Origin of the sequence: Halomonas stenophila, from assembly GCF_014192275.1 — a bacterium.
Taxonomy (GTDB): Bacteria; Pseudomonadota; Gammaproteobacteria; order Pseudomonadales; family Halomonadaceae; genus Halomonas; species Halomonas stenophila.
This window is the reverse complement of record NZ_JACHXR010000014.1, coordinates 85,974-105,672: the sequence shown is the minus strand read 5'-3', so window position 1 is coordinate 105,672 and position 19,699 is coordinate 85,974. Positions and strand designations below refer to the sequence as shown.

General features: G+C 67.3%; 23 protein-coding genes. 13 read left to right on the top strand and 10 right to left on the bottom strand.

The window, feature by feature from the left end:
• Window positions 1–768, top strand: a 768-nt coding sequence (locus FHR97_RS17775) for a TRAP transporter large permease subunit (RefSeq protein ID WP_183385133.1), incomplete at its 5' end; no start/stop codon positions are given.
• A 112-nt stretch (window positions 769–880) separates the two neighbouring features.
• On the opposite strand, the gene FHR97_RS17770 is transcribed toward FHR97_RS17775, so the two are convergent.
• The 6 genes from FHR97_RS17770 to FHR97_RS17745 form a co-directional block, all read right to left on the bottom strand.
• Window positions 881–1,393 carry a gluconokinase gene (locus FHR97_RS17770; RefSeq protein WP_183385132.1) on the bottom strand — a complete coding sequence of 171 codons (513 nt, stop codon included), beginning with the start codon at window positions 1,391–1,393 and terminating at the stop codon, window positions 881–883.
• A 119-nt stretch (window positions 1,394–1,512) separates the two neighbouring features.
• A complete protein-coding gene (locus FHR97_RS17765; protein WP_183385131.1) occupies window positions 1,513–2,355 on the bottom strand; it encodes a nitrilase-related carbon-nitrogen hydrolase in 843 nt (280 codons plus the stop codon).
• Window positions 2,356–2,486: 131 nt separating this feature from the next.
• A complete protein-coding gene (locus tag FHR97_RS17760) occupies window positions 2,487–3,371 on the bottom strand; it encodes a glycine betaine ABC transporter substrate-binding protein (RefSeq protein WP_183385130.1) in 885 nt (294 codons plus the stop codon).
• Window positions 3,372–3,441: 70 nt separating this feature from the next.
• On the bottom strand, window positions 3,442–4,173 hold the full coding sequence (locus FHR97_RS17755) for an ABC transporter permease (protein ID WP_183385129.1): 732 nt from the start codon (window positions 4,171–4,173) through the stop codon (window positions 3,442–3,444).
• A gap of 4 nt (window positions 4,174–4,177) precedes the next feature.
• Window positions 4,178–5,341: an ABC transporter ATP-binding protein gene (locus FHR97_RS17750; protein WP_183385128.1), complete on the bottom strand. Its 1,164-nt coding sequence runs from the start codon at window positions 5,339–5,341 to the stop codon at window positions 4,178–4,180.
• Between the two features lie 47 nt (window positions 5,342–5,388).
• Window positions 5,389–6,054 carry an ABC transporter permease gene (locus FHR97_RS17745; RefSeq protein ID WP_183385127.1) on the bottom strand — a complete coding sequence of 222 codons (666 nt, stop codon included), beginning with the start codon at window positions 6,052–6,054 and terminating at the stop codon, window positions 5,389–5,391.
• Window positions 6,055–6,426: 372 nt separating this feature from the next.
• Here FHR97_RS17745 and FHR97_RS17740 point away from each other — a divergent pair, with 372 nt between their 5' ends.
• The 7 genes from FHR97_RS17740 (at window position 6,427) to FHR97_RS17710 (ending at window position 13,357) form a co-directional block, all read left to right on the top strand.
• Window positions 6,427–6,888, top strand: a complete 462-nt coding sequence (locus tag FHR97_RS17740; protein WP_183385126.1) for an SUF system Fe-S cluster assembly regulator — start codon at window positions 6,427–6,429, stop codon at window positions 6,886–6,888.
• A 68-nt stretch (window positions 6,889–6,956) separates the two neighbouring features.
• A complete protein-coding gene (gene sufB, locus FHR97_RS17735) occupies window positions 6,957–8,399 on the top strand; it encodes a Fe-S cluster assembly protein SufB (RefSeq protein ID WP_183385125.1) in 1,443 nt (480 codons plus the stop codon).
• 227 nt (window positions 8,400–8,626) lie between these two features.
• A complete protein-coding gene (gene sufC, locus FHR97_RS17730; RefSeq protein ID WP_183385124.1) occupies window positions 8,627–9,379 on the top strand; it encodes a Fe-S cluster assembly ATPase SufC in 753 nt (250 codons plus the stop codon).
• Window positions 9,376–10,725: a Fe-S cluster assembly protein SufD gene (sufD, locus tag FHR97_RS17725; RefSeq protein ID WP_183385123.1), complete on the top strand. Its 1,350-nt coding sequence runs from the start codon at window positions 9,376–9,378 to the stop codon at window positions 10,723–10,725. Before sufC ends, sufD begins: the two co-directional genes overlap by 4 nt.
• 4 nt (window positions 10,726–10,729) lie before the next feature.
• Window positions 10,730–11,971 carry a cysteine desulfurase gene (locus FHR97_RS17720; protein ID WP_281380506.1) on the top strand — a complete coding sequence of 414 codons (1,242 nt, stop codon included), beginning with the start codon at window positions 10,730–10,732 and terminating at the stop codon, window positions 11,969–11,971.
• 18 nt (window positions 11,972–11,989) lie between these two features.
• Window positions 11,990–12,562 (top strand): putative Fe-S cluster assembly protein SufT, encoded by a 573-nt coding sequence (gene sufT, locus FHR97_RS17715; protein WP_183385122.1) that lies wholly within the window; start codon window positions 11,990–11,992, stop codon window positions 12,560–12,562.
• Window positions 12,563–12,574: 12 nt separating this feature from the next.
• Complete coding sequence (locus FHR97_RS17710) at window positions 12,575–13,357, top strand: SanA/YdcF family protein (RefSeq protein ID WP_183385121.1); 783 nt, start codon at window positions 12,575–12,577, stop codon at window positions 13,355–13,357.
• On the opposite strand, the gene FHR97_RS17705 is transcribed toward FHR97_RS17710, so the two are convergent.
• The 4 genes from FHR97_RS17705 to FHR97_RS17690 form a co-directional block, all read right to left on the bottom strand.
• A complete protein-coding gene (locus FHR97_RS17705) occupies window positions 13,278–13,724 on the bottom strand; it encodes a hypothetical protein (protein ID WP_183385120.1) in 447 nt (148 codons plus the stop codon). The genes FHR97_RS17710 and FHR97_RS17705 overlap by 80 nt on opposite strands.
• A gap of 78 nt (window positions 13,725–13,802) precedes the next feature.
• A complete protein-coding gene (gene rimK, locus FHR97_RS17700) occupies window positions 13,803–14,711 on the bottom strand; it encodes a 30S ribosomal protein S6--L-glutamate ligase (protein ID WP_183385119.1) in 909 nt (302 codons plus the stop codon).
• Between the two features lie 38 nt (window positions 14,712–14,749).
• Window positions 14,750–15,187, bottom strand: coding sequence for an ATP-dependent zinc protease family protein (locus FHR97_RS17695; protein ID WP_183385118.1), 438 nt, complete (start codon window positions 15,185–15,187; stop codon window positions 14,750–14,752).
• Between the two features lie 24 nt (window positions 15,188–15,211).
• Window positions 15,212–16,237 (bottom strand): DUF3549 family protein, encoded by a 1,026-nt coding sequence (locus tag FHR97_RS17690; protein WP_183385117.1) that lies wholly within the window; start codon window positions 16,235–16,237, stop codon window positions 15,212–15,214.
• A 329-nt stretch (window positions 16,238–16,566) separates the two neighbouring features.
• Between FHR97_RS17690 and FHR97_RS17685 the strand changes: the two genes are divergently transcribed.
• The 5 genes from FHR97_RS17685 to FHR97_RS17665 all read left to right on the top strand — a co-directional run bounded on the left by FHR97_RS17685 (window position 16,567) and on the right by FHR97_RS17665 (window position 19,681).
• Window positions 16,567–17,325: an amino acid ABC transporter substrate-binding protein gene (locus tag FHR97_RS17685; protein ID WP_183385116.1), complete on the top strand. Its 759-nt coding sequence runs from the start codon at window positions 16,567–16,569 to the stop codon at window positions 17,323–17,325.
• Between the two features lie 18 nt (window positions 17,326–17,343).
• Entirely contained in the window at window positions 17,344–18,018 is a 675-nt protein-coding gene (locus tag FHR97_RS17680; RefSeq protein WP_183385115.1) for an amino acid ABC transporter permease, read from the top strand.
• Complete coding sequence (locus FHR97_RS17675) at window positions 18,015–18,773, top strand: amino acid ABC transporter ATP-binding protein (protein ID WP_183385114.1); 759 nt, start codon at window positions 18,015–18,017, stop codon at window positions 18,771–18,773. The genes FHR97_RS17680 and FHR97_RS17675 overlap by 4 nt, the downstream gene beginning before the upstream one ends.
• Before the next feature lie 67 nt (window positions 18,774–18,840).
• Complete coding sequence (locus FHR97_RS17670; protein WP_183385113.1) at window positions 18,841–19,173, top strand: YqcC family protein; 333 nt, start codon at window positions 18,841–18,843, stop codon at window positions 19,171–19,173.
• Between the two features lie 7 nt (window positions 19,174–19,180).
• Window positions 19,181–19,681, top strand: coding sequence for a gamma-glutamylcyclotransferase family protein (locus tag FHR97_RS17665; RefSeq protein ID WP_183385112.1), 501 nt, complete (start codon window positions 19,181–19,183; stop codon window positions 19,679–19,681).
• Window positions 19,682–19,699: the final 18 nt, after the last annotated feature.

Below are 19,699 nucleotides of genomic sequence, written 5' to 3'. Positions count from 1 at the left end.
GCGATCACCCCGGCGGTGATCCTGATGCTCTCCTACATCGGCTACGTGCTGGTGCGCTGCCTGCGCAACCCCGCCATGGGCCCGCCGATGACCGAGGCCGATCGCACCGAGGGCTTCGCCAACCGCTGGCAGGCCCTCAAGGCGATCGTCGTGCCCGGGCTGATCGCGGTACTGGTGCTGGGCTCGATCTACGGCGGCGTGGCCTCGGTGACCGAGGCGGCGGCCATGGGCGTGTTCGGCGTGCTGCTGGCGGTGGTCGCCCGCGGCGAGTTCTCGCTGAGGACCATGCACGAGAGCCTGGGCCAGACGCTGATCACCTGCGGCATGATCATCTGGATCGGCATCGGCGCGGCGGCGCTGGTCGGGGTCTACAACCTGATGGGCGGCAACCGCTTCATCTCGGGCATGATCATGGGCCTGGACGTGGCGCCCATCGTGATCATCCTGGTGATGATGGCGATCCTGCTGGTGCTGGGCATGTTCCTCGACTGGATCGGCGTGGCCATGCTGACGCTGCCGATCTTCGTGCCGATCGTCGAGCAGCTGGGCTACAGCCCGATCTGGTTCGGCATCCTGTTCGCCGTGAACATGCAGGTGTCCTTCCTGTCGCCGCCCTTCGGCCCGGCGGCCTTCTACCTCAAGGGCGTGGCCCCACCCGAGGTCAGCCTCAAGGACATCTTCGTCTCGCTGCTGCCGTTCATCGCCCTGCAACTCTGCGTGCTGTTCGCGTTGCTGTTCTGGCCCGACATGGCCATGTGGCTGGTGTGATATTCGACCGTGATGGAAAGAGGTTTTTTCCCGATAGGCCATGACCGATGTGGCCATAAAGAAAGCGGCGCAAAGGCGCCGCTTTCTGTCGTTTCAGGGCCGGTAAATCGGCTCAGTTGGAGCGGAGTCGTGTCGTGAAGGCATCGACGATGTCCCGGGGTGTCGAACGGATGTTGCAGCGAAAGGCCTCCGTCTCGTCGGGGACCTCGAGGGTCGCGAGCTGGCTGTCGAGCATGTGTGCGCCGGCGAAGAAGTGATCGTCCCGGGTATCGAGCCGCGTCAGCAGCAGCTCGCGGCTGCCGTGAAGATAGAGGATCTTCAGGTCGGGAGCGCCTTGGCGAAGGCGGTCACGGTAGCGGCGCTTGAGGGCCGAGCAGCCGATGACCAGCGACTGCCCCTCGGCGCGGTAGCGTCGGTAGAGGTCGGCCAGGGTCTGCAGCCAGGCGGTACGGTCGTCGTCGGTGAGGGGTTCACCCCGGGCCATCTTGGTGATGTTGGCGGCACTGTGATGGTCATCCCCGTCGATGAAGGTGGCATCGATGGCCGCGGCCACCTGTCGGCCTATATGAGACTTTCCCGAGCCGGAAACCCCCATGACGAGAATGCTTTTCGCGTCGGTATGCATGCGAGAATCTTCTTTGTATTGGCGTCCATTGGATGACCATGATTCTAGCATTTTTCTTGCAAAGGTAGAGGGGTTCCCGGTCGAAAGGTCACGCCTTACGCATGGGCAGGCGTCGTCGCTCAGCGGTAGCCGGCCATCAGCTCGCGCACCAGGGGAGTATCGGCATCGCGGTGGGTGGGCAGCTCGAAACGGGCGCGGGCGATCGGCGTCCGCGAGAGGGTGGCGGTGATCAGCATTTCCCGGTCCTCGGCCTCGGCGAGCACCTCGCCACGGGGGCCGAGGATCCGCGAGCCGCCCCAGAAATGGCTGTCGCCCTCGGGGCCGTAGCGGTTGGCCATGATCACCGGGGTGCCGTAGGTCATGGCGTAGAAGCGCACGTTGAGCAGCCAGTTCTGCTCGTTGGAGAAGTCGTCGCTGACGATGCCCGAGGCCGAATTGATCGGCGCGCAGAGCACCGTGGGGCGGGGCAGCAGGGCCGCATGGACCAGGGCCGGGTTCCACAGGTCGGCGCAGATCAGCTGGGTGGCCGACCAGCCGGGGCGCACCTGGGCCTGGGTCAGCTCACTGCCATGGGTGAACCACTTGCCCTCCTCGAGCCCGCCGTAGGTCGGCAGGTTGAGCTTGCGATGCACGGCGACGATCCCGCCGTCCTGGAGGATGGCCAGGGCGTTGTAGTACTCGCCGGGGCTGGCCTCCTCGACGAAGCCCACCACGAGCTGCATGTCGCCGGCGGCGCGGGCCAGGCGCTCGAGCCGCGGGTCCTCCACGGGCATGGCAACCTGCATGACCTCGCCGCCGAGGCCGTAGCCGGTCAGCGAGAGCTCGGGGAAGACCAGCAGCTCGACCGCCTGTTCCTGGGCCTCGGCGATGACCTCGAGGTGTCGCTCGAGGTTGGCGTCGACCTCGCCGAGGCGGGCGTTGATCTGGGCGGCGGCGACATGGAGCGAATCCTGATAGTGCATGATCGAGGCTCTCGTGACGGTAGCAGTGGGCGGTGGTGGCGGGTGCCGTCCTGTCAGGCCCTGTGCCAGGGAGGGACGGCGAAGGCCGCCCGTGGGCGGCCTTCGTGTGGGGTGCCGGCAACGGCCTGCCGTTACAGCAGGTCGTTTTCCTCGAGGAAGCTCTGGGCCACGTCCTCGATGGTCTCGCGCTCGACGTCGACCCGGGCGTTGAGGTCGGCCATGGTCTGGTCGTCGAGCAGGCTGGAGAGGGCATTCATCTGCTCGGCCAGCTTCGGGTGAGCCTCCAGGGTCTCCTCGCGGACCACCGGGGTCAGGGCGTAGGCGGGGAAGAAGTTCTGGTCGTCTGCCAGCACCTGGAAGTCGAAGGCCGGGATGCGACCATCGGTGGCGAACACCAGGCCCACGTCGACCTGGCCGTCGCGCAGTGCCTGGTAGACCAGGCCGGAGTCCATGCGCTTGACGTTGCCGCGGCTGACCCGGAAGTCATAGGCCTGCTGCAGCGGCCGCCAGCCGTCCTCGCGGGCATAGAACTCGGCATTCAGGGCGAACGTCAGCTCTTCATCGCCGTCATTGACCGCCTCGGCCAGCTTCGAGAGGTTGTCGATGCCGGTCTCCTCGACGGTCTCCTCGCGCATGGCCAGGGCATAGGTGTTGTTGGCCTCGGACGGCTCCAGCCACACCAGGCCCTTCTCGCCGTCGAGTTCCTTGACCCGCTGGTAGGTCTCCTCCGGGGAGAGCGACTCGGTGACGTCGTTGTAGTTGATCAGCGAGGTGCCGGTGTATTCCCAGTAGAGGTCGATCTGGCCGTTCTCCTGGGCCTGACGCAGCACGGCGGAGCCCATGCCGGCGCGGCTCTCGACATCGTAGCCCAGGCCCTCGAGGTACTGGGTGGTCATGCTGGCCAGTAGCTGCTGCTCGGTGAAGTTCTTGCCGCCGACCACGATCTCCTCGGCCTGGGCGGTGGCCATGGACCCGACCAGGACCAGGCCGGACAGGGTTGTCATCAAGCGTTTCATGGATGCTTCTCCTTCTTGTTGCAGTTAACGGCTCTGCCGGGGGCAGCCTTGGGAACCGCTGTCGATGGTGTCAGGCGCGGGACGGGTTCACCCCGCGGGGCACCACCACGAAGGCGGTGGTGGAGACCAGGGCGTCCACCACGATCGCCAGCAGCGCCGTGGGGATGGCGCCGGCCAGCATCATCACCGGGTCGTAGAGGTCGATGCCGGTGAAGATCAGCTCGCCGAGGCCGCCGGCGCCGATCAGGAAAGCCAGCGGCACGGTGCCCACGTTGATGGTCAGTGCCGTGCGGATGCCGGCGAAGATCACGTAGAGGGCGTTGGGCAGCTCCACCTTGAGCAGGCGCTGGGTCGGCGACATGCCGATACCCGCGGCGGCCTCCATCAGGGCCGGCGATACGCCCTTGAGGCCGGCATAGGTGTTGCGGGCGATCGGCAGCAGGGTGGCCACGAACAGCCCGAACACCGCCGGCACCGTGCCGATGCCGAGGAAGCTCATGGACAGTGCCAGCACCGCCAGGGTGGGGATGGTGGTGCCGACGTTGAGTACCTGCATGGCCGACTCGGCGAAGCGGACCATGCTCGGCCGGGACAGTGCGATGCCCAGCGGGATGGCCACCAGGATGGCCAGGCCGCCGGAGACCGCGGTCAGCCACAGGTGCTGGACGGTCAGGTACTGCACGTCGGGCAGGTAGAAGCGGAAGTCGTCGATGACCCCGCTGGACTGGCTCCACACCCCGCCGAGGAAGACGGCGATGAGCAGCAGGATGCGCAGGACCCCTTTCAGACGCTGAATGGGCATCGGCTCACTCCCTGGTTGCCGCGTCGGGGATCGGGGTGTCGTCTTCCTGGGTGGGGCGGAACCGCGAGCCCAGGTGGTGCGTCATGGCGCGCTGGGTGATCTGCCCACAGACGCGGCCCTCGTCGTCGACGCAGGGCAGCCAGGTGGTGTCCTGGGCGAACATCAGCGAGGCCACCTTGCGCAGGTCGTCCTCCAGGGTCACCGTGGCCGGCACGTTCTGGAAGTGGTCGCGGCAATAGCCCTTGGTGGTCCGCGCCAGGGCCCGGGTGATCAGGCCCACCGGCTGGTGCTTGTCGTTGACCATCAGGATGGAGTTCTGGTAGCCGAAGTCGTCGATCCTGGCGAGCGCCTGTTCCAGGGTATCGCCGGGACGCACGGTACCGATCTCGTCGCTCACCACCTCGCGCACCTTGACCAGGTTGAGACGCTTGAGGGCGCGGTCCTCGCCGAGGAAGGACTCGACGAAGGCGTTCCTGGGGGCGGCGAGCAGGTCGTCGGGCGTGGAGTACTGCACCAGGCGCCCCTCGCGGAACACCGCCACCCGGTCGCCCATCTTGATTGCCTCGTCGATGTCGTGGCTGACGAACATGATGGTCTTCTTGAGCGCCTGCTGCATCTTGAGGAACTCGTCCTGGATCACCGCCCGGTTGATCGGGTCGATGGCCCCGAACGGCTCGTCCATCAGCATCACGGGCGGGTCGGCGGCGAGCGCCCGGGCCACGCCGATGCGCTGCTGCTGGCCGCCGGAGAGCTCGCTGGGGTAGCGCTTGAGGAAGGCGTCCGGCTCCAGCGCGATCATGCGCATCAGCTCCCGGGCGCGCTCCTGGTACCTGGCCTTGTCCCAGCCCAGCAGCCTGGGCACCACCGTGATGTTCTCCTCGATGGTCATGTTGGGAAACAGGCCGATCTGCTGGATCACGTAGCCGATGCTGCGGCGCAGGTCCTGGGTGTCCAGGCCGGTGGTGTCCTCGCCGTTGATGAACACCTTGCCGGAGGTGGGACGGATGATCCGGTTGACCATCTTCAGGGTGGTGGTCTTGCCGCAGCCGGAGGGGCCGAGCAGGATGCAGATCTCGCCGCTCGGGACCTCCATGGTGATGTGGTCGGCGGCGGTGACGGGGCCCTTGGGAGTGTCGAAGACCTTGGTCAGGTTATCCAGTCGAATCATGCCGGGGGTCCTTGTCGATTAGCCGTGTCGCAGCCGGCGCGGGGCGCTCACGCCGTTTCGGCGGCGCGCTCCATGCCCCTGGGGGTCAGGCGTTTCTGGATGGCCAGCAGCGAGTAGTCGACGATGATCGCCAGCAGGCTGACCGCGACGGCGCCGACGATCAGCTGGCGGGGGTCGGACTGGGAGATGCCGCGGCTGATGAAGGTGCCGAGGCCGCCGGCCCCGATATAGGCGGCGATGGCCATCACGCCGATGTTGAGCACCACCGCGGTGCGCACCCCGGCCATGATCACCGGGACCGCCAACGGGATCTCGACCATGCGCAGGCGCTGGTTCTGGCTCATGCCGATGCCGCGGGCCGCCTCGCGCAGGGCGGGGTCGACGTTGTGGATGGCGGTGTAGGTGTTGCGGATGATCGGCAGCTGCGAGTAGAGCAGCACCGCGATCACCGCCGGCAGGTAGCCGATGCCCTGGCCGATCAGCGAGAGCACCGGGATCATGATCCCGAACAGGGCGATGGAGGGCACCGTGACGATGATCGATGCCACGTAGAGGACGGCCCTGGCGACTCTCTCGTTCTTGGTGATGGCGATGCCGATGGGCACCCCGGTGAGGGTGGCGAGGCCCACGGCGACCCCGACCAGGGCGATATGCTCGATGGTTCGCGACGTCAGCAGGTCGAGGTTGTCCAGTGCGTACCGAATCAGTTCCAACGTCCTATCTCCTTGCAGGCTGTCCCGAGGAAGCATAGCCGCTTGCGCCTGGTTGGCGGCGGCACGGGGAAAGGCGCGGGGCCGCATGCCGAGACGGCCTAGCCTACCAAGGCTTCCTATCTATTTGTTTTTCCGAGCATGACGATACGCAATGGCAGGAATTCAGGGCTCTGATGCATGCCCAGGCGCGGGCCGGCGGCGATCGTCCCGGTTAATGAGAATGATTGATGTTTTTGATGGTAACGGCACTGAACGTGCCGCGAACCTCCGGGGACCGGGCGGGAAAGGGGCGGAAGGCTTCACATCGAAATCATACAGGACTAAAATGGTCCGCAATCGATCTTGAGGGGGCTGTCCCCGGGGAGTCAGGCATTGCTCAAGCTGTCCAGACTGACCGACTACGCGGCCGTGGTGATGGCGCAGATCGCCCGCCATCCCGAGCAGCCGCATGCCGCGGCAGAGCTCGCCGAGGCGGTGCAGCTGCCGCATCCCACGGTCAGCAAGACGCTGAAGATGCTGGTCAAGGCCGGCCTGCTGGAGTCGCGCCGTGGCGCCCAGGGGGGCTACTCCCTGGCCCGGCCGGCATCCAAGATCACCGCCAGCGACATCATCACGGCCATCGAGGGGCCCGTGGCGATGACCGAATGCAGCCAGGCCGAGGGCGACTGTGAGCTGGTCGCGACCTGCGGGGTGTCCGACAACTGGCAGCGCGTCTCGCTGGCGGTGCGTACCCTGCTCGACAGCGTGACCCTGGCCCACCTGGCCGACACCACCCCGATCAAGCTGCCGGTGCAGCTGCCCATACAGAGCGTGAGCCTGGCCGCCGAGGCCTGATCACCATCGGAATCACCACCCGAGGCGAGCCCCGCTCGCCGACCCAACCGCCCGGGAGGGGACACATCATGGCAAGTCAGGAAATGGAACAGCTTGTCCGTCGCGAATACAAGGAAGGCTTCGTGACCGACATCGAAAGCGATACGGTACCGCCGGGGCTGGACGAGAACACCATCGCCTTCATCTCCAACAAGAAGGGCGAGCCGGAGTGGATGCTGGAGTGGCGTCTCAAGGCCTATCACCAGTGGCTGAAGATGACGCCGCCGTCCTGGGCGCATCTCGACTATCCGCCGATCGACTACCAGGCGATCTCCTACTACAGCGCGCCCAAGCGCCCCGAGGATCGTCCCCAGAGCCTCGACGAGGTCGATCCCAAGCTGCTCGAGACCTACGAGAAGCTGGGCATCCCGCTGCACGAGCGGGCGGCGCTGGCCGGCGTGGCGGTGGACGCGGTCTTCGACTCGGTGTCGGTGACCACCACCTTCAAGGAGAAGCTCCACGAGGCCGGGGTGATCTTCTGTTCCATCTCCGAGGCGATCCGCGACTACCCGGAGCTGGTCCGCCAGTACCTGGGCAGCGTGGTGCCCCAGGGCGACAACTATTTCGCGGCGCTCAACTCGGCGGTCTTCACCGACGGCTCCTTCGTGTTCGTGCCGGAAGGCGTGACCTGCCCCATGGAGCTGTCCACCTACTTCCGCATCAACGCCGCCAACACCGGGCAGTTCGAGCGGACCCTGATCGTCTGCGAGAGCCGTGCCCAGGTCTCCTACCTGGAGGGTTGCACCGCGCCCCAGCGCGACGAGAACCAGCTGCACGCGGCGGTGGTCGAGCTGGTGGCCCTGGAAGACGCCTCCATCAAGTACTCCACGGTGCAGAACTGGTACCCGGGTGACGAGGACGGCAAGGGCGGCATCTACAACTTCGTCACCAAGCGCGGCGACTGCCGCGGCGACCGCTCCCACATCAGCTGGACCCAGGTGGAGACCGGCTCGGCCATCACCTGGAAGTACCCGTCATGCGTGCTGCGCGGCCGCGACAGCATCGGCGAGTTCTACTCCGTGGCGGTGACCAACGGTCGCCAGCAGGCCGATACCGGCACCAAGATGATCCATATCGGCGAGGGCACCCGCTCCACCATCGTCTCCAAGGGCATCTCCGCGGGTCGCTCCGACCAGTCCTATCGCGGCCTGGTCAAGGTCGGACCGCGGGCCAAGGGCGCGCGCAACTACACCCAGTGCGACTCGCTGCTGATCGGCGACACCTGCGGGGCCCACACCTTCCCCTACCAGGAGATCGGCAACAGCACCGCCACGGTGGAGCACGAGGCGACCACCTCCAAGATCGGCGAGGACCAGCTCTTCTACTGCCAGAGCCGCGGCATCGCCGAGGAGGATGCGGTGAACATGATCGTCAACGGCTTCTGCAAGGACGTCTTCCAGGAGCTGCCGATGGAGTTCGCCGTCGAGGCCGAAGCCCTCTTGAACGTCACCCTCGAAGGCGCTGTGGGTTAAACAAGCGACCGGCGAGATGAGCGCCGGGGACGAGGTGAAGCGAGGGTCCTTTGCCAGGGAGGGCAAAGGTAGCGCCCAGGGACGGGTTCACAGCGCCCTCGCGGCACCTTGGCGCCGGGAAGCTCATCACCACCAGGACAAGGCGCCATGACGCGTCTAGTGCGGGCTGGAAACGAATCAACTTATGCGAGCCGCCGCGGCGGCCCAAAGATCGAAAGGTAGTCAAGATGCTCGAAGTCAAGGATCTGCATGTCACGGTCGAGGGTTCCGAGATCCTCAAGGGCCTCAACCTGACCATCGGCGCCGGCGAAGTCCACGCCATCATGGGCCCCAATGGGGCCGGCAAGTCGACCCTCTCGGCGGTCATCGCCGGCAAGGACGGCTATGAGGTCACCCACGGCACCATCACCTTCGAGGGCCGCGACGTGCTCGAGATGGAGATCGAGGAGCGGGCACGCAAAGGCCTGTTGCTCGGCTTCCAGTACCCCGTGGAGATCCCCGGGGTGAAGAACATCTACCTGCTCAAGGCGGCCCTCAACGCCAAGCGCGAGGCCGAGGGGCTGGGCGAGATCCCGGCGCCGGAGTTCATGAAGCTGATCAAGGAGAAGATCGCCTTCATGCAGATGGATGCCAGCTTCCTGCAGCGCGCCGTCAACGAGGGCTTCTCCGGTGGCGAGAAGAAGCGCAACGAGATCCTGCAGATGCTGGTGCTGCAGCCGCGCCTGGCGATGCTCGACGAGATCGATTCCGGCCTCGACATCGACGCCATGAAGGTGGTGGCCAAGGGCGTCAACTCGCTGCGTGCCGAGGACCGCGGCATCCTGCTGGTGACCCATTACCAGCGCCTGCTCGACTATATCGTGCCGGACCGGGTGCACGTGCTGGTCGACGGGCGCATCGTCAAGAGCGGTGACGCCGACCTGGCCCGCGAACTCGAAGACCGTGGCTACGACTGGCTGCTGGAGGGCTCCGCCGCATGAATGAAGATGTGCAGCGCTTTCTCGATCGCCTGACCGAGCGCAACGCCACCCGCGGCCCCGAACCGACCTGGATCGCCGCCCGCCGCCAGGCCGGCGCGGCCCGCTTCGAGGCCCTGGGCTTTCCGCATCGGCGCATCGAGAACTGGAAGTACACCGACGTCCGCGCGATCGCCCGCCACGACTTCGCACTGGCCGGCGATGCCGACTTTTCGCCGGCCGCGGCGGCGGCCCTGACCCTGCCGCTCGACGGCCACCGCCTGACCTTCGTCGATGGCGTCTTCGCCCCGGCCCTGTCGGATCTCGGCGATCTACCCGACGGCGTCCAGCTGATGCCGCTCTCGCAGGCGCTGGAGGACAACCACGAGGCCGTCGGCGGGCCGCTGGGCCGGCTGACCGGGGTCGAGTTCTCGCCCTTCGCCGCCCTCAACACCGCCTTCATGGAGGAGGGCGCCGTGGTCCGCCTGGCGCCGCGTACCGTGGTGGCGAAGCCCATCGTGCTGCAGTTCCTGTCCCGGGCCGGGGAGCAGGCGGTGATGAGCCACCCGCGTATCCTCATCGAGGCGGGCGGGCGCAGCCAGGCCACCGTCGTCGAACATCACGTGGGTGAGGAGGGCGCCGCCAACTTCACCAACCTGGTGGAGGAGATCATCCTCGAGCGCGGGGCGATGCTGACCCACTACAAGCTCCAGGAGGCACCGAGCCAGGACCGTCACGTGGCCAGCATCCAGGTGGAACAGGCCCGCGACAGCCGCTATACCTCGTTCAACCTGAACCTCGGCGGCGGCCTGGTGCGCAACGACCTGGTCAGCGATCTCAACGGCGAGGGAGCCGAGACCGTGTTCCAGGGCCTCTTCTATGGCCAGGGACGCCAGCACGTGGACAACCACACCCTGGTCAATCACAACGCGCCCCACACCACCTCGCGGGAGAACTACAAGGGCATTCTCGACGACCGGGCCCATGGCGTGTTCAACGGCAAGGTGATCGTCAAGCGCGACAGCCAGAAGATCGAGGCCGAGCAGAGCAACGCCAACCTGCTGCTCTCCGATCGCGCCGAGATCGACACCAAGCCCGAGCTCGAGATCTACGCCGACGACGTCAAGTGCGCCCACGGCGCGACCACCGGCCAGCTCGACGAGGAGGCCATCTATGCCCTGCGTACCCGCGGCATCGATGCCCAGACCGCCCGCGGCCTGCTGACCCTGGCCTTCGCCGGCGAGGTCATGGAGCGGGTCGACCTCGACGCCGTCGCCGAGCGGGTCGAGCTGACGGTGGCCGGCAAGCTGCCGGAGCGCTTCAACCTGGCCGGGCTGGTGGAAACCGCCACGGCCCTGAACGAGGAATAAGTCCATGGCCGATTTCAGCGATCTGCTGCTGGACGTGGTCCGGGTCCGCCGGGACTTCCCGATCCTCGATCGGGAGGTCCATGGCAAGCCGCTGGTCTATCTCGACAACGCGGCCACCAGCCAGACCCCGCGTCAGGTGCTCGAGGTCTTCGACGCCTACTATCGGGGCTACAACGCCAACATCCATCGCGGTCTGCACACCCTGGCCGACGAGGCCACCGCGGCCTTCGAGGGGACCCGGGAGACGGTGCGGGCCTTCATCAACGCCGGCGAGGCCCGGGAGATCGTCTTCACCCGCGGCACCACCGAGGCCATCAACCTGGTGGCGAACAGCTGGGGGCGCGCGAACCTGGGGCCCGGCGACGAGGTGCTGATCTCGCGCCTCGAGCACCACTCCAATATCGTGCCCTGGCAGCTGCTGGCCAGCGAGCTGGGGGTGGTGATCAAGGTGATCCCGGTGGACGAGCGGGGCGTGCTCGACCAGACGGCCTATCGCGACCTGATCGGCGAGCGCACCAAGCTGGTGGCGGTCAACCATGTGTCCAACGCTTTCGGGACCATCAACCCGGTGGCCGAGATGGCGCGAGTCGCCCATGAGCACGGCGCGCGAATCCTGATCGACGGCGCCCAGGCGGCTCCCCACCAGCGGGTCGACGTGCGCGACATCGACGCCGACTTCTATGCCTTCTCCGGTCACAAGGTCTACGGGCCCACCGGCGTCGGGGTGCTGTACGGCAAGGCCGAGCTGCTCGAGGCCATGCCGCCCTGGCAGGGCGGCGGCGAGATGATCAAGACGGTGTCCTTCGAGACGCCCACCACCTTCGCCGCCATCCCCCACAAGTTCGAGGCCGGCACCCCGGCCATCGCCGAGGTGATCGCCCTGGGACGCGCCCTCGAGTGGGTCGGCGAGATCGGGATGGAGCTGATCACCGCCTGGGAGGCCCGGCTGCTGCAGCATGCCACCGAGGGGGTGGCCGGCATCGACGGCCTGCGCATCCTGGGCACCGCTCCCGACAAGGCCGGCGTGCTGTCCTTCGTGGTCGATGGCGCCCATTCCCAGGACATCGGCCTGCTGATCGACCAGCTCGGCGTGGCCATCCGCACCGGCCACCACTGTGCCCAGCCGCTGCTGTCGTCGTTCGGCGTCGACGCCACCTGCCGCGCCTCCTTCGCCGCCTACAACACCCCCGAGGAGGTCGATGTCTTCGTCGAGGGCCTCGAGCGGGTCGTGGGCATGCTGCGCTGAGGGAAACCAAGGAGTCACATGAGCGATTTCGACCCGTTGGCCGGCCTGCACAAGGGCCAGCTCCTGCCGCTGCAGCGCGACGTCGAGGCGATCTCCATCCCCTTCGGCAAGACCGTGACGCTGGCCGAGGACAGCGAGGTCAGCGTGATGCAGGCCAAGGGCAGCTCGGTCAGCGTGGGCCACGAGGGGCGTCTCTATCTCATCGAGGGCAGCAACCTGGACGCGCTGGGCCTCGAGGCCCTGCCGCGGCCGACCCTGGCCGAGGACGCCTCGGAGGAGGAGATCGAACAGTTCGTCTGGGACCAGCTGCGGACCTGCTTCGACCCCGAGATCCCGGTCAATATCGTCGATCTGGGCCTGGTCTACGGCTGCCGGATCGAGCGGCTGCTCAGCGGCGAGCGCATCGTCACCATCCGCATGACGCTGACCGCCCCCGGCTGCGGCATGGGCGACGTCATCGCCGCGGATGCCCGCAACAAGATCCTCGGCGCGCCCCAGATCCGCCAGGTGCACACCGAGATCGTCTTCGACCCACCGTGGAGCCGTGAGATGATGAGCGACGAGGCCAAGCTGGAACTGGGGATGTTCTGACCGGGGAGGTCGATGTCCGCGACGCTGTGGAAAAGCTTCAGGGGATTGCTGATGTCGCTGGGGGCCCTCGCGCTCCTGGCGACATTGCTGTTGGTGGGCGCCAACCTGTGGATGCTCGCCGAGACCCGCGGCGCCATCGACCCGACCCTGGCCCAGTGCCGGCCCGAGCGGGTGGGCATCGTCTTCGGCACCTCCCACTGGACGCGCAGCGGCGCCCGCAATCCCCACTTCGAGGGACGCATGCTCGCCGCCGCGCGGCTGGTCGAGGCCGGCCGGGTCAGCCACCTGCTGCTCTCGGGAGACAACAGCACCCGCTACTACAACGAGCCGGTGACCATGTGGCGGGACCTGCGCGGCCGCCAGGTGCCGGATACGGCCATGACTCTGGATTACGCCGGCTTCAGCACCTTCGACACCCTGTCCCGGGCCCGGGACGTCTTCGGCGTGCGCCGGGCGCTGCTCATCACCCAGTCATGGCACCTGCCGCGGGCGCTGTTCATCGCCCGGGCCCTGGGGCTCGAGGCGCGCGGCTGCGCGGCCCCGGAGCGTCCCTCGGACGGCACCCTGCAGTTGCGGGCACGCGAATGGGTCGCGCGGGTGGCGACCCTGGGGGATCTCTATCTCTGGGGACGCGAGCCGCACTTCCTGGGGCCCCGGGAACCGTTGAACATCGTGCCCGGCGAGGAGGCGTTGGACGCCGAGCCGGGGCAGGGGGTCAGCGCCGCTGGCGCGGCTTCTGTTGCCGATACAGTTCGCGAATCAGCGAGCGACAGTTCTTCCAGCAGTCCTCGATGACCGCCTCGATGGGCTCGGGCAGCGGGTGGGTGAACAGGGTCGAGAGGGCCTGCATCAGCACCCGTTCCTGTTCCAGCAGCTCGTTGATCAGCACCTGGCTGTCGTCGCCGACGAAGCTCTTCAGGCGGCTCCACAGCCACATGTAGTCGTCGCGCTCCACATCGGCGTCGCGCGGGAGGAGGTCGAGGTGCTTGCGGGCCAGTTCCTGCAACTCGCGCATCGACTCGTCCCTGGCCTCGAAGTAGGGGGTCAGGGCCTTGCGCAGGTCCGGCTTCAGGCGCTCGTGGTTGTCCTGAAAATAGTCGATGCTGTCGGCCAGCGCCTCGAGGACGCTGTCCATCGCCACCTGGCGATTGTCGAGAAACATGGGCGGTCACCTCCTCCGGTGACGCAGATTGTGGGGGTGTCGACGGTCTTTTGCCACCCCCGCCAGGGAATTATTTGCTTAGCCTTTAGGCTTGGGCGGCGTCTTGCGACGCGGCACGGCGTTCTTCTCCAGGTGCTCGATGATCAGCCCGGCGATGTCCTTGCCGGTGGCCGTCTCGATGCCGTGCAGGCCCGGCGAGGAGTTGACCTCCATGATCACCGGGCCATGGTTCGAGCGCAGCAGATCGACCCCCGCGACCCGCAGTCCCATGGCCTTGGCGGCGCGGATCGCCGTGGAGCGTTCCTCCGGGGTGATGCGGATCACGCTGGCGCTGCCGCCGCGATGCAGGTTGGAGCGGAACTCGCCCTCGGCGGCCTGGCGCTTCATCGAGGCCACCACCTTGTCGCCGATCACCAGGCAGCGGATGTCGGCGCCCCTGGCTTCCTTGATGTACTCCTGGACCATGATGTTCGCCTTCATGCCCATGAAGGCCTGGATCACCGACTCGGCGGCCTGGTTGGTCTCGGCCAGCACCACGCCGATGCCCTGGGTGCCTTCCAGCAGCTTGATCACCAGCGGGGCCCCGCGGACCATGGTGATCAGGTCGGGGATGTCATCGGGGGAATGGGCGAAGCCCGTCACCGGCAGGCCGATGCCCTTGCGGGAGAGCAGCTGCAGGGAGCGCAGCTTGTCCCGCGAGCGGGTGATGGAGACGTTGTCGTTGAGCACGTAGGTGCCCATCATCTCGAACTGGCGCAGCACCGCACAACCATAGAAGGTGATGGAGGCGCCGATGCGCGGGATCACCGCGTCGAAGTGTTCGAGCTCCTCGCCCTTGTAGTGGATCGAGGGATGGTGCGAGGCGATGCTCATGTAGCAGCGCAGGGTGTCGACCACCCGTGCGGTATGCCCCCGGGCCTCGGCGGCCTCGATCAGCCGACGCGTGGAATAGAGGTTGCGATTGCGAGACAGCATCGCGAAGTGCATGGCGGGTCTCCGGTGGCGTGGGCTGGAAAGGGAAGGGGTCAGGGCTCGCCGTGCAGGAAGCCGGCACCCGGGGCCACCAGCAGGCGGCGCAGGGCGCGGCGTCCCAGCAGCATGGGGTGGCGCATGTTGCGTCGGTCGGTCAGCGTCAGCTCGACCGGGAACTCCAGTTCGCCGAGCTGCATGAGCGTGCGGATCACGTAGCGCCATTCGGCCTGGCCGTTGGAGCTGGTCACCCGGCGGCGGTCATGCAGGTGCATATGGTGGACGTGGGCCGGGCTGCCGGGGCCGCCACCCCGGGTGGTGAAGCTGACCCAGAGGTGGCCGTCCTGTTCGTAGGACTCGATGTCCTCGGCATGCAGCGACGAGGTGCGGGCGCCGGTATCGGCCTTGGCGCACAGCGTCAGGTGCAGTTCCGGCAGGGTGACCATCTCGCGGCGGCCGATCACCGCCTTGGCCTGATAGGGCAATTCCTTCATGGCATCACTCCTCGTGGCGTCGGCTCAACGGGACAGGCCGGCCAGGCGGCGGCCGATGGAGGAATCCGGCGCGGCTTCGCGCAGTGTCATCAGCACCGGCAGGCGCAGGCGCGGGATCAGCGCCAGGTCCCGGGCCACGGCGGTGAAGTCCGCCTGGGGCGCCTCGGCGAGCCGGGTCAGGAAACGCGGCAGCCGCTCGCCGTCCTCCAGGTGGCGCCAGCCGCGTCCCGCCATGGCGGCCAGCAGGTCGGGACCGCAGGCCTCGGCGTCGTCGAGCAGGGCATCGAACCAGGCGCCGGCCAGGCGGGTCTCGGCACCGGCGACGGCTCGCACGCAGGCGCAGAAGGCCTCGACATCGCCGGCCTCGGCGGCCGCCTCGCCCCGAGCGCGCAGGACCGCGGCCAGGCCTTCGGGGATCGCCACATGTTCCAGACAGTAGCACAGCGCAGTGAGGACCTCGCCGGGCAGGGTCGGCAGGCGTGCCGCCAGGCGGCTGGCCTGGTCGGCGTCCATGCGCACCGCGAAGTCGGCCAGGCCCTGCAGCCCCAGGGCGCGCCAGTCCAGCGCCTGCTGCCCCTCCAGGTAGGCCTCCGCCGGCTCCAGGTGCTGGCTCGCCGGGCGGCCCAGGTCGAGGCTCGCCCGGGCGTGCAGCACGGCCTGGAAGGGCATCGAGGGCGTGAAGGCCAGGGGGTTGTCCTTCATCAGATTGTCGATCTGTTCGCCGTCCCCGCGGCCCAGGCCCCGGACGTTGCGCCCCAGGGTCTCGAGCAGCCGCTGCAGGAAGGCGTCCCGCGGGGCCGGGTCGAGCTGGCCCTGTTCGTCCAGCGGCAGGGCCAGGAACCAGATCAGCGGGTCCTCGAGCTCGCCGACGCGAAACACCATGGCCAGGCGGGCCTTGCCCTGCCAGGGTTGCGGCCAGGGCCGCTGGCCGGCCTCGAGGGCCGCCAGGTCCTCGAGGGGACAGGGTTCGACGCGCCGGCCCAGGTGATAGAGCCTCACCTCGGCACCGGTGCGAACGAAGAAGTCGTGAAGGCTGTCGATCGGCTGCATGCTGTCTCCCCACTCTCGGACCGTGCACTCTACCGCGGCACCCGCGTCCTGTCAGCCCGCGAGACGGGCGGCGTCCGGCGGCGGCTGGTCAATTCCTGACCAGTCCCCGGCGGGGCCCGTGGCGACGGCGGATGGGGTATCTTTCCAAGGCTTATCCACAGGGACGTTCAGCGTATCTGTGAATGAACGTCCTGCGGGCTCCGGCTATAGCAGGCATAATCGATGCCTATTGGCCGTGAGCCGGGATTTTTCCTAGCTTGCGTGTCAATATGGAATATAAAGATTAGTCGGTTATTCCATCTGGCTCTTGTCCCATTGGAGACTCCCTCATGTTACGTTCCCTTGCCCTGCCCCTGTTGTCCGCCGGCGCCATCGCCATCGCCGGCGGCGCCCAGGCCCAGGAAGAGACCCTCAAGGTCGGCATGTCCGGCGGCTACTTCCCGTTCACCTTCGTCGAGCAGGACACCCTCAAGGGCTTCGAGGTCGACGTCATGGAGGCGGTGGCCGAGGAAATGGACGCCGAGGTGGCGTTCGTGACCGCCAACTTCTCCGGGCTGTTCGGCATGCTCGAATCCGGTCGCATCGATACCATCGCCAACCAGATCACCATCACCGAGGAGCGCCAGGCGAAATACGTCTTCACCCAGCCCTACGTCTACGACGGCGCCCAGGTGGTGGTCAAGGAAGGCAATGAGGCCATCGGCGGCGTCGAGGACCTGCGCGGCAAGACCGTGGCGGTGAACCTGGGCTCCAACTACGAGCAGCTGCTGCGCGAGCTGCCCTATGCCGACGAGATCGATATCCGCACCTACGAGAGCAACATCGAGCAGGACACCGCGCTGGGGCGCGTCGATGCCTTCGTCATGGACCGGGTCAGCGCCAGCCAGGTCATCCAGGAGAAGCCGCTGCCCCTGGCCCTGGCCGGCCAGCCGTTCTCCGAGATCCGCAACGCCCTGCCGTTCCGCGACACCGAGGCGGACCGTGCCCTGCGTGACCGGGTCGATGCGGCCCTCACCGCGCTGCGCGAGGAGGGCACCCTGAGCGAGATCTCCGAGCGCTGGTTCGGCAACGACATCACCCGTCCCTGATCCGCTGCCACGGCCGACATGAGCGTTCTCGATTTCGACTACATGGTGGGGCTGGTGCCCATCCTGCTGCGCTATCTGCCGCTGACGCTGGCCATGGCCGCGGCGGGGATGGCGCTGGCCCTGGTCCTGGCCTGCGGCCTGGCGGTGATCCGGGTGCTGGGGATTCCGGGGCTGAACGGCGTGACCCTGCTGTTCATCTCCTTCTTCCGCGGCACGCCGCTGCTGGTCCAGCTGTTCCTCTTCTACTACGGGCTGCCCCAGGTCCTGGCCTTCCTCACCCAGATCGACGGCATCACCGCCACCATCATGGGGCTGACCCTGCACTTCGCCGCCTACATGGCGGAGTCGATCCGCGCCGCCATCGTCGGCGTGGATCGCAGCCAGACCGAGGCGGCGCTGTCGATCGGCATGACCAACGGCCAGCTGATGCGGCGCATCGTGCTGCCCCAGGCCACCCGGGTGGCCGTGCCCACCCTGATGAACTACTTCATCGACATGATCAAGGCCACCTCCCTGGCCTTCACCCTGGGGGTGACCGAACTGATGGGGGCGACCCAGAAGGAGGCGGCCGGCAGCTTCCTGTACTTCGAGGCCTTCATCACGGTGGCGGTGTTCTACTGGGTCATCGTCGAGCTGCTGGCCTGGTGTCAGCGCCGGCTGGAGACCCGGCTCAACGAGGCGTATCGCAGATGATCCAGGTAGCCAATCTCGTCAAGCGCTTCGGCGACGCCACCGTGCTCGATGGCATCGATCTGGCCATCGACCAGGGCGAGATCATCGTGGTGATCGGGCCCTCGGGCACGGGCAAGTCGACCCTGCTGCGCTGCCTGAACTTCCTCGAGCGACCGGATGCCGGCCAGCTGACCCTCGGCGACCTGGACGTCGACGTCACCCGCGCGACCCGTGCCGACATCCTCGCGGCCCGGCGGCGCACGGCCTTCGTGTTCCAGAACTATGCGCTGTTCGCCAACAAGACGGCGCTACAGAACATCGTCGAGGGGCTGATCGTGGTCAATCGCTGGCCCAAGGCCAAGGCGCATGCCCGGGGCCGGGAGATCCTTCGGCGCATCGGCCTGACCGACAAGGCCGACGCCTATCCGGCCTCGCTGTCCGGCGGCCAGCAGCAGCGGGTCGGGATCGGCCGGGCCATGGCCGCCCAGGCCGAGGTGATCCTGTTCGACGAGCCGACGTCGTCGCTGGACCCGGAGTGGGTCGAGGAGGTCCTGGCGCTGATGAAGCAACTGGCCGCCGAACGCCAGACCATGCTGGTGGTGACTCACGAGATGGGCTTCGCCAGGGACGTGGCCGACCGGGTGGTGTTCATGGAGGGCGGCCGCATCGTCGAGCAGGGACCACCGTCGCAGCTGTTCAATGCGCCCCGGGATCCACGCACCCGTGACTTCCTGCGCAAGGTCCTGGCCGCCCAGCCCGCCATCCAGCCCTCCTGAACCCGGGTTGGCCCTCGGCGCGTCGAGGCGGGATAATGGGAATACAGACCGACCGGAGCGACATCCCATGAGCGTACACGAGGAACTCGATCAGGCTTTGCGCGAACTCGAGTCCACCATGAAGGCGGCCGACATGTGGCGCATGGAGCGCCCCGAGCCCGAGGCCTTCGACAGCCCCCAGCCGTTCTGCATCGACACCATGGCGTTGCCCCAGTGGCTGCGTTTCGTGTTCATCGCCCGGCTGGAGGCGCTGGTGGAGGCGCGCGCACCGCTGCCGTCGACCTGCGACGTGGCCCCCGCGGTGGACGCCTACCTGATCCAGGAAGGTGCCCGGACCAGCGAGCGCGTGCTGATGTGCAAGGTGGTCGAGCGGATCGACCGACTGGTCACCGAGAACTGAGACGCCTATGTCCTATTACTTCGCCTATGGCAGCAACATGAACCCGGCCCGGGTGGAGGCGCGGATCGGCACGACCCGTCGCGCGCTGCCCGGGATGCTGGCCGATCACGGGCTGCGCTTCGACAAGGCCTCCCGGGTGGCGGGCATCAGCCATGCCAATGTGGTGCCCGCTCCCGGGGGGCGGGTGGAGGGCGCGCTCTACGAACTGGTCGCGCCCGAGCAGATCCACCTGATGGATCCCTTCGAGGGCTACCCCCACGACTATGACCGGCATCGCCTGCCGATCCATACCGAGCTCGGGGCCATCGAGGCCTGGGTCTACATCGCCGCCCCCGGTACCACGGCCGAGGCGCTCAGGCCGGCCCGGGAATACCTCGAGCACCTGCTGGCGGGAGAACCCTTCCTGAGCGGCGAATATCATGCACGGCTCGCCGGGGTGGAGGCGTTGCACGGCCTGGATGATGCCACCCTGGCCGCGCTGGGGCTGTCCCGCCACACGCCCCGCTAGGCTACCCCTCACGACGGA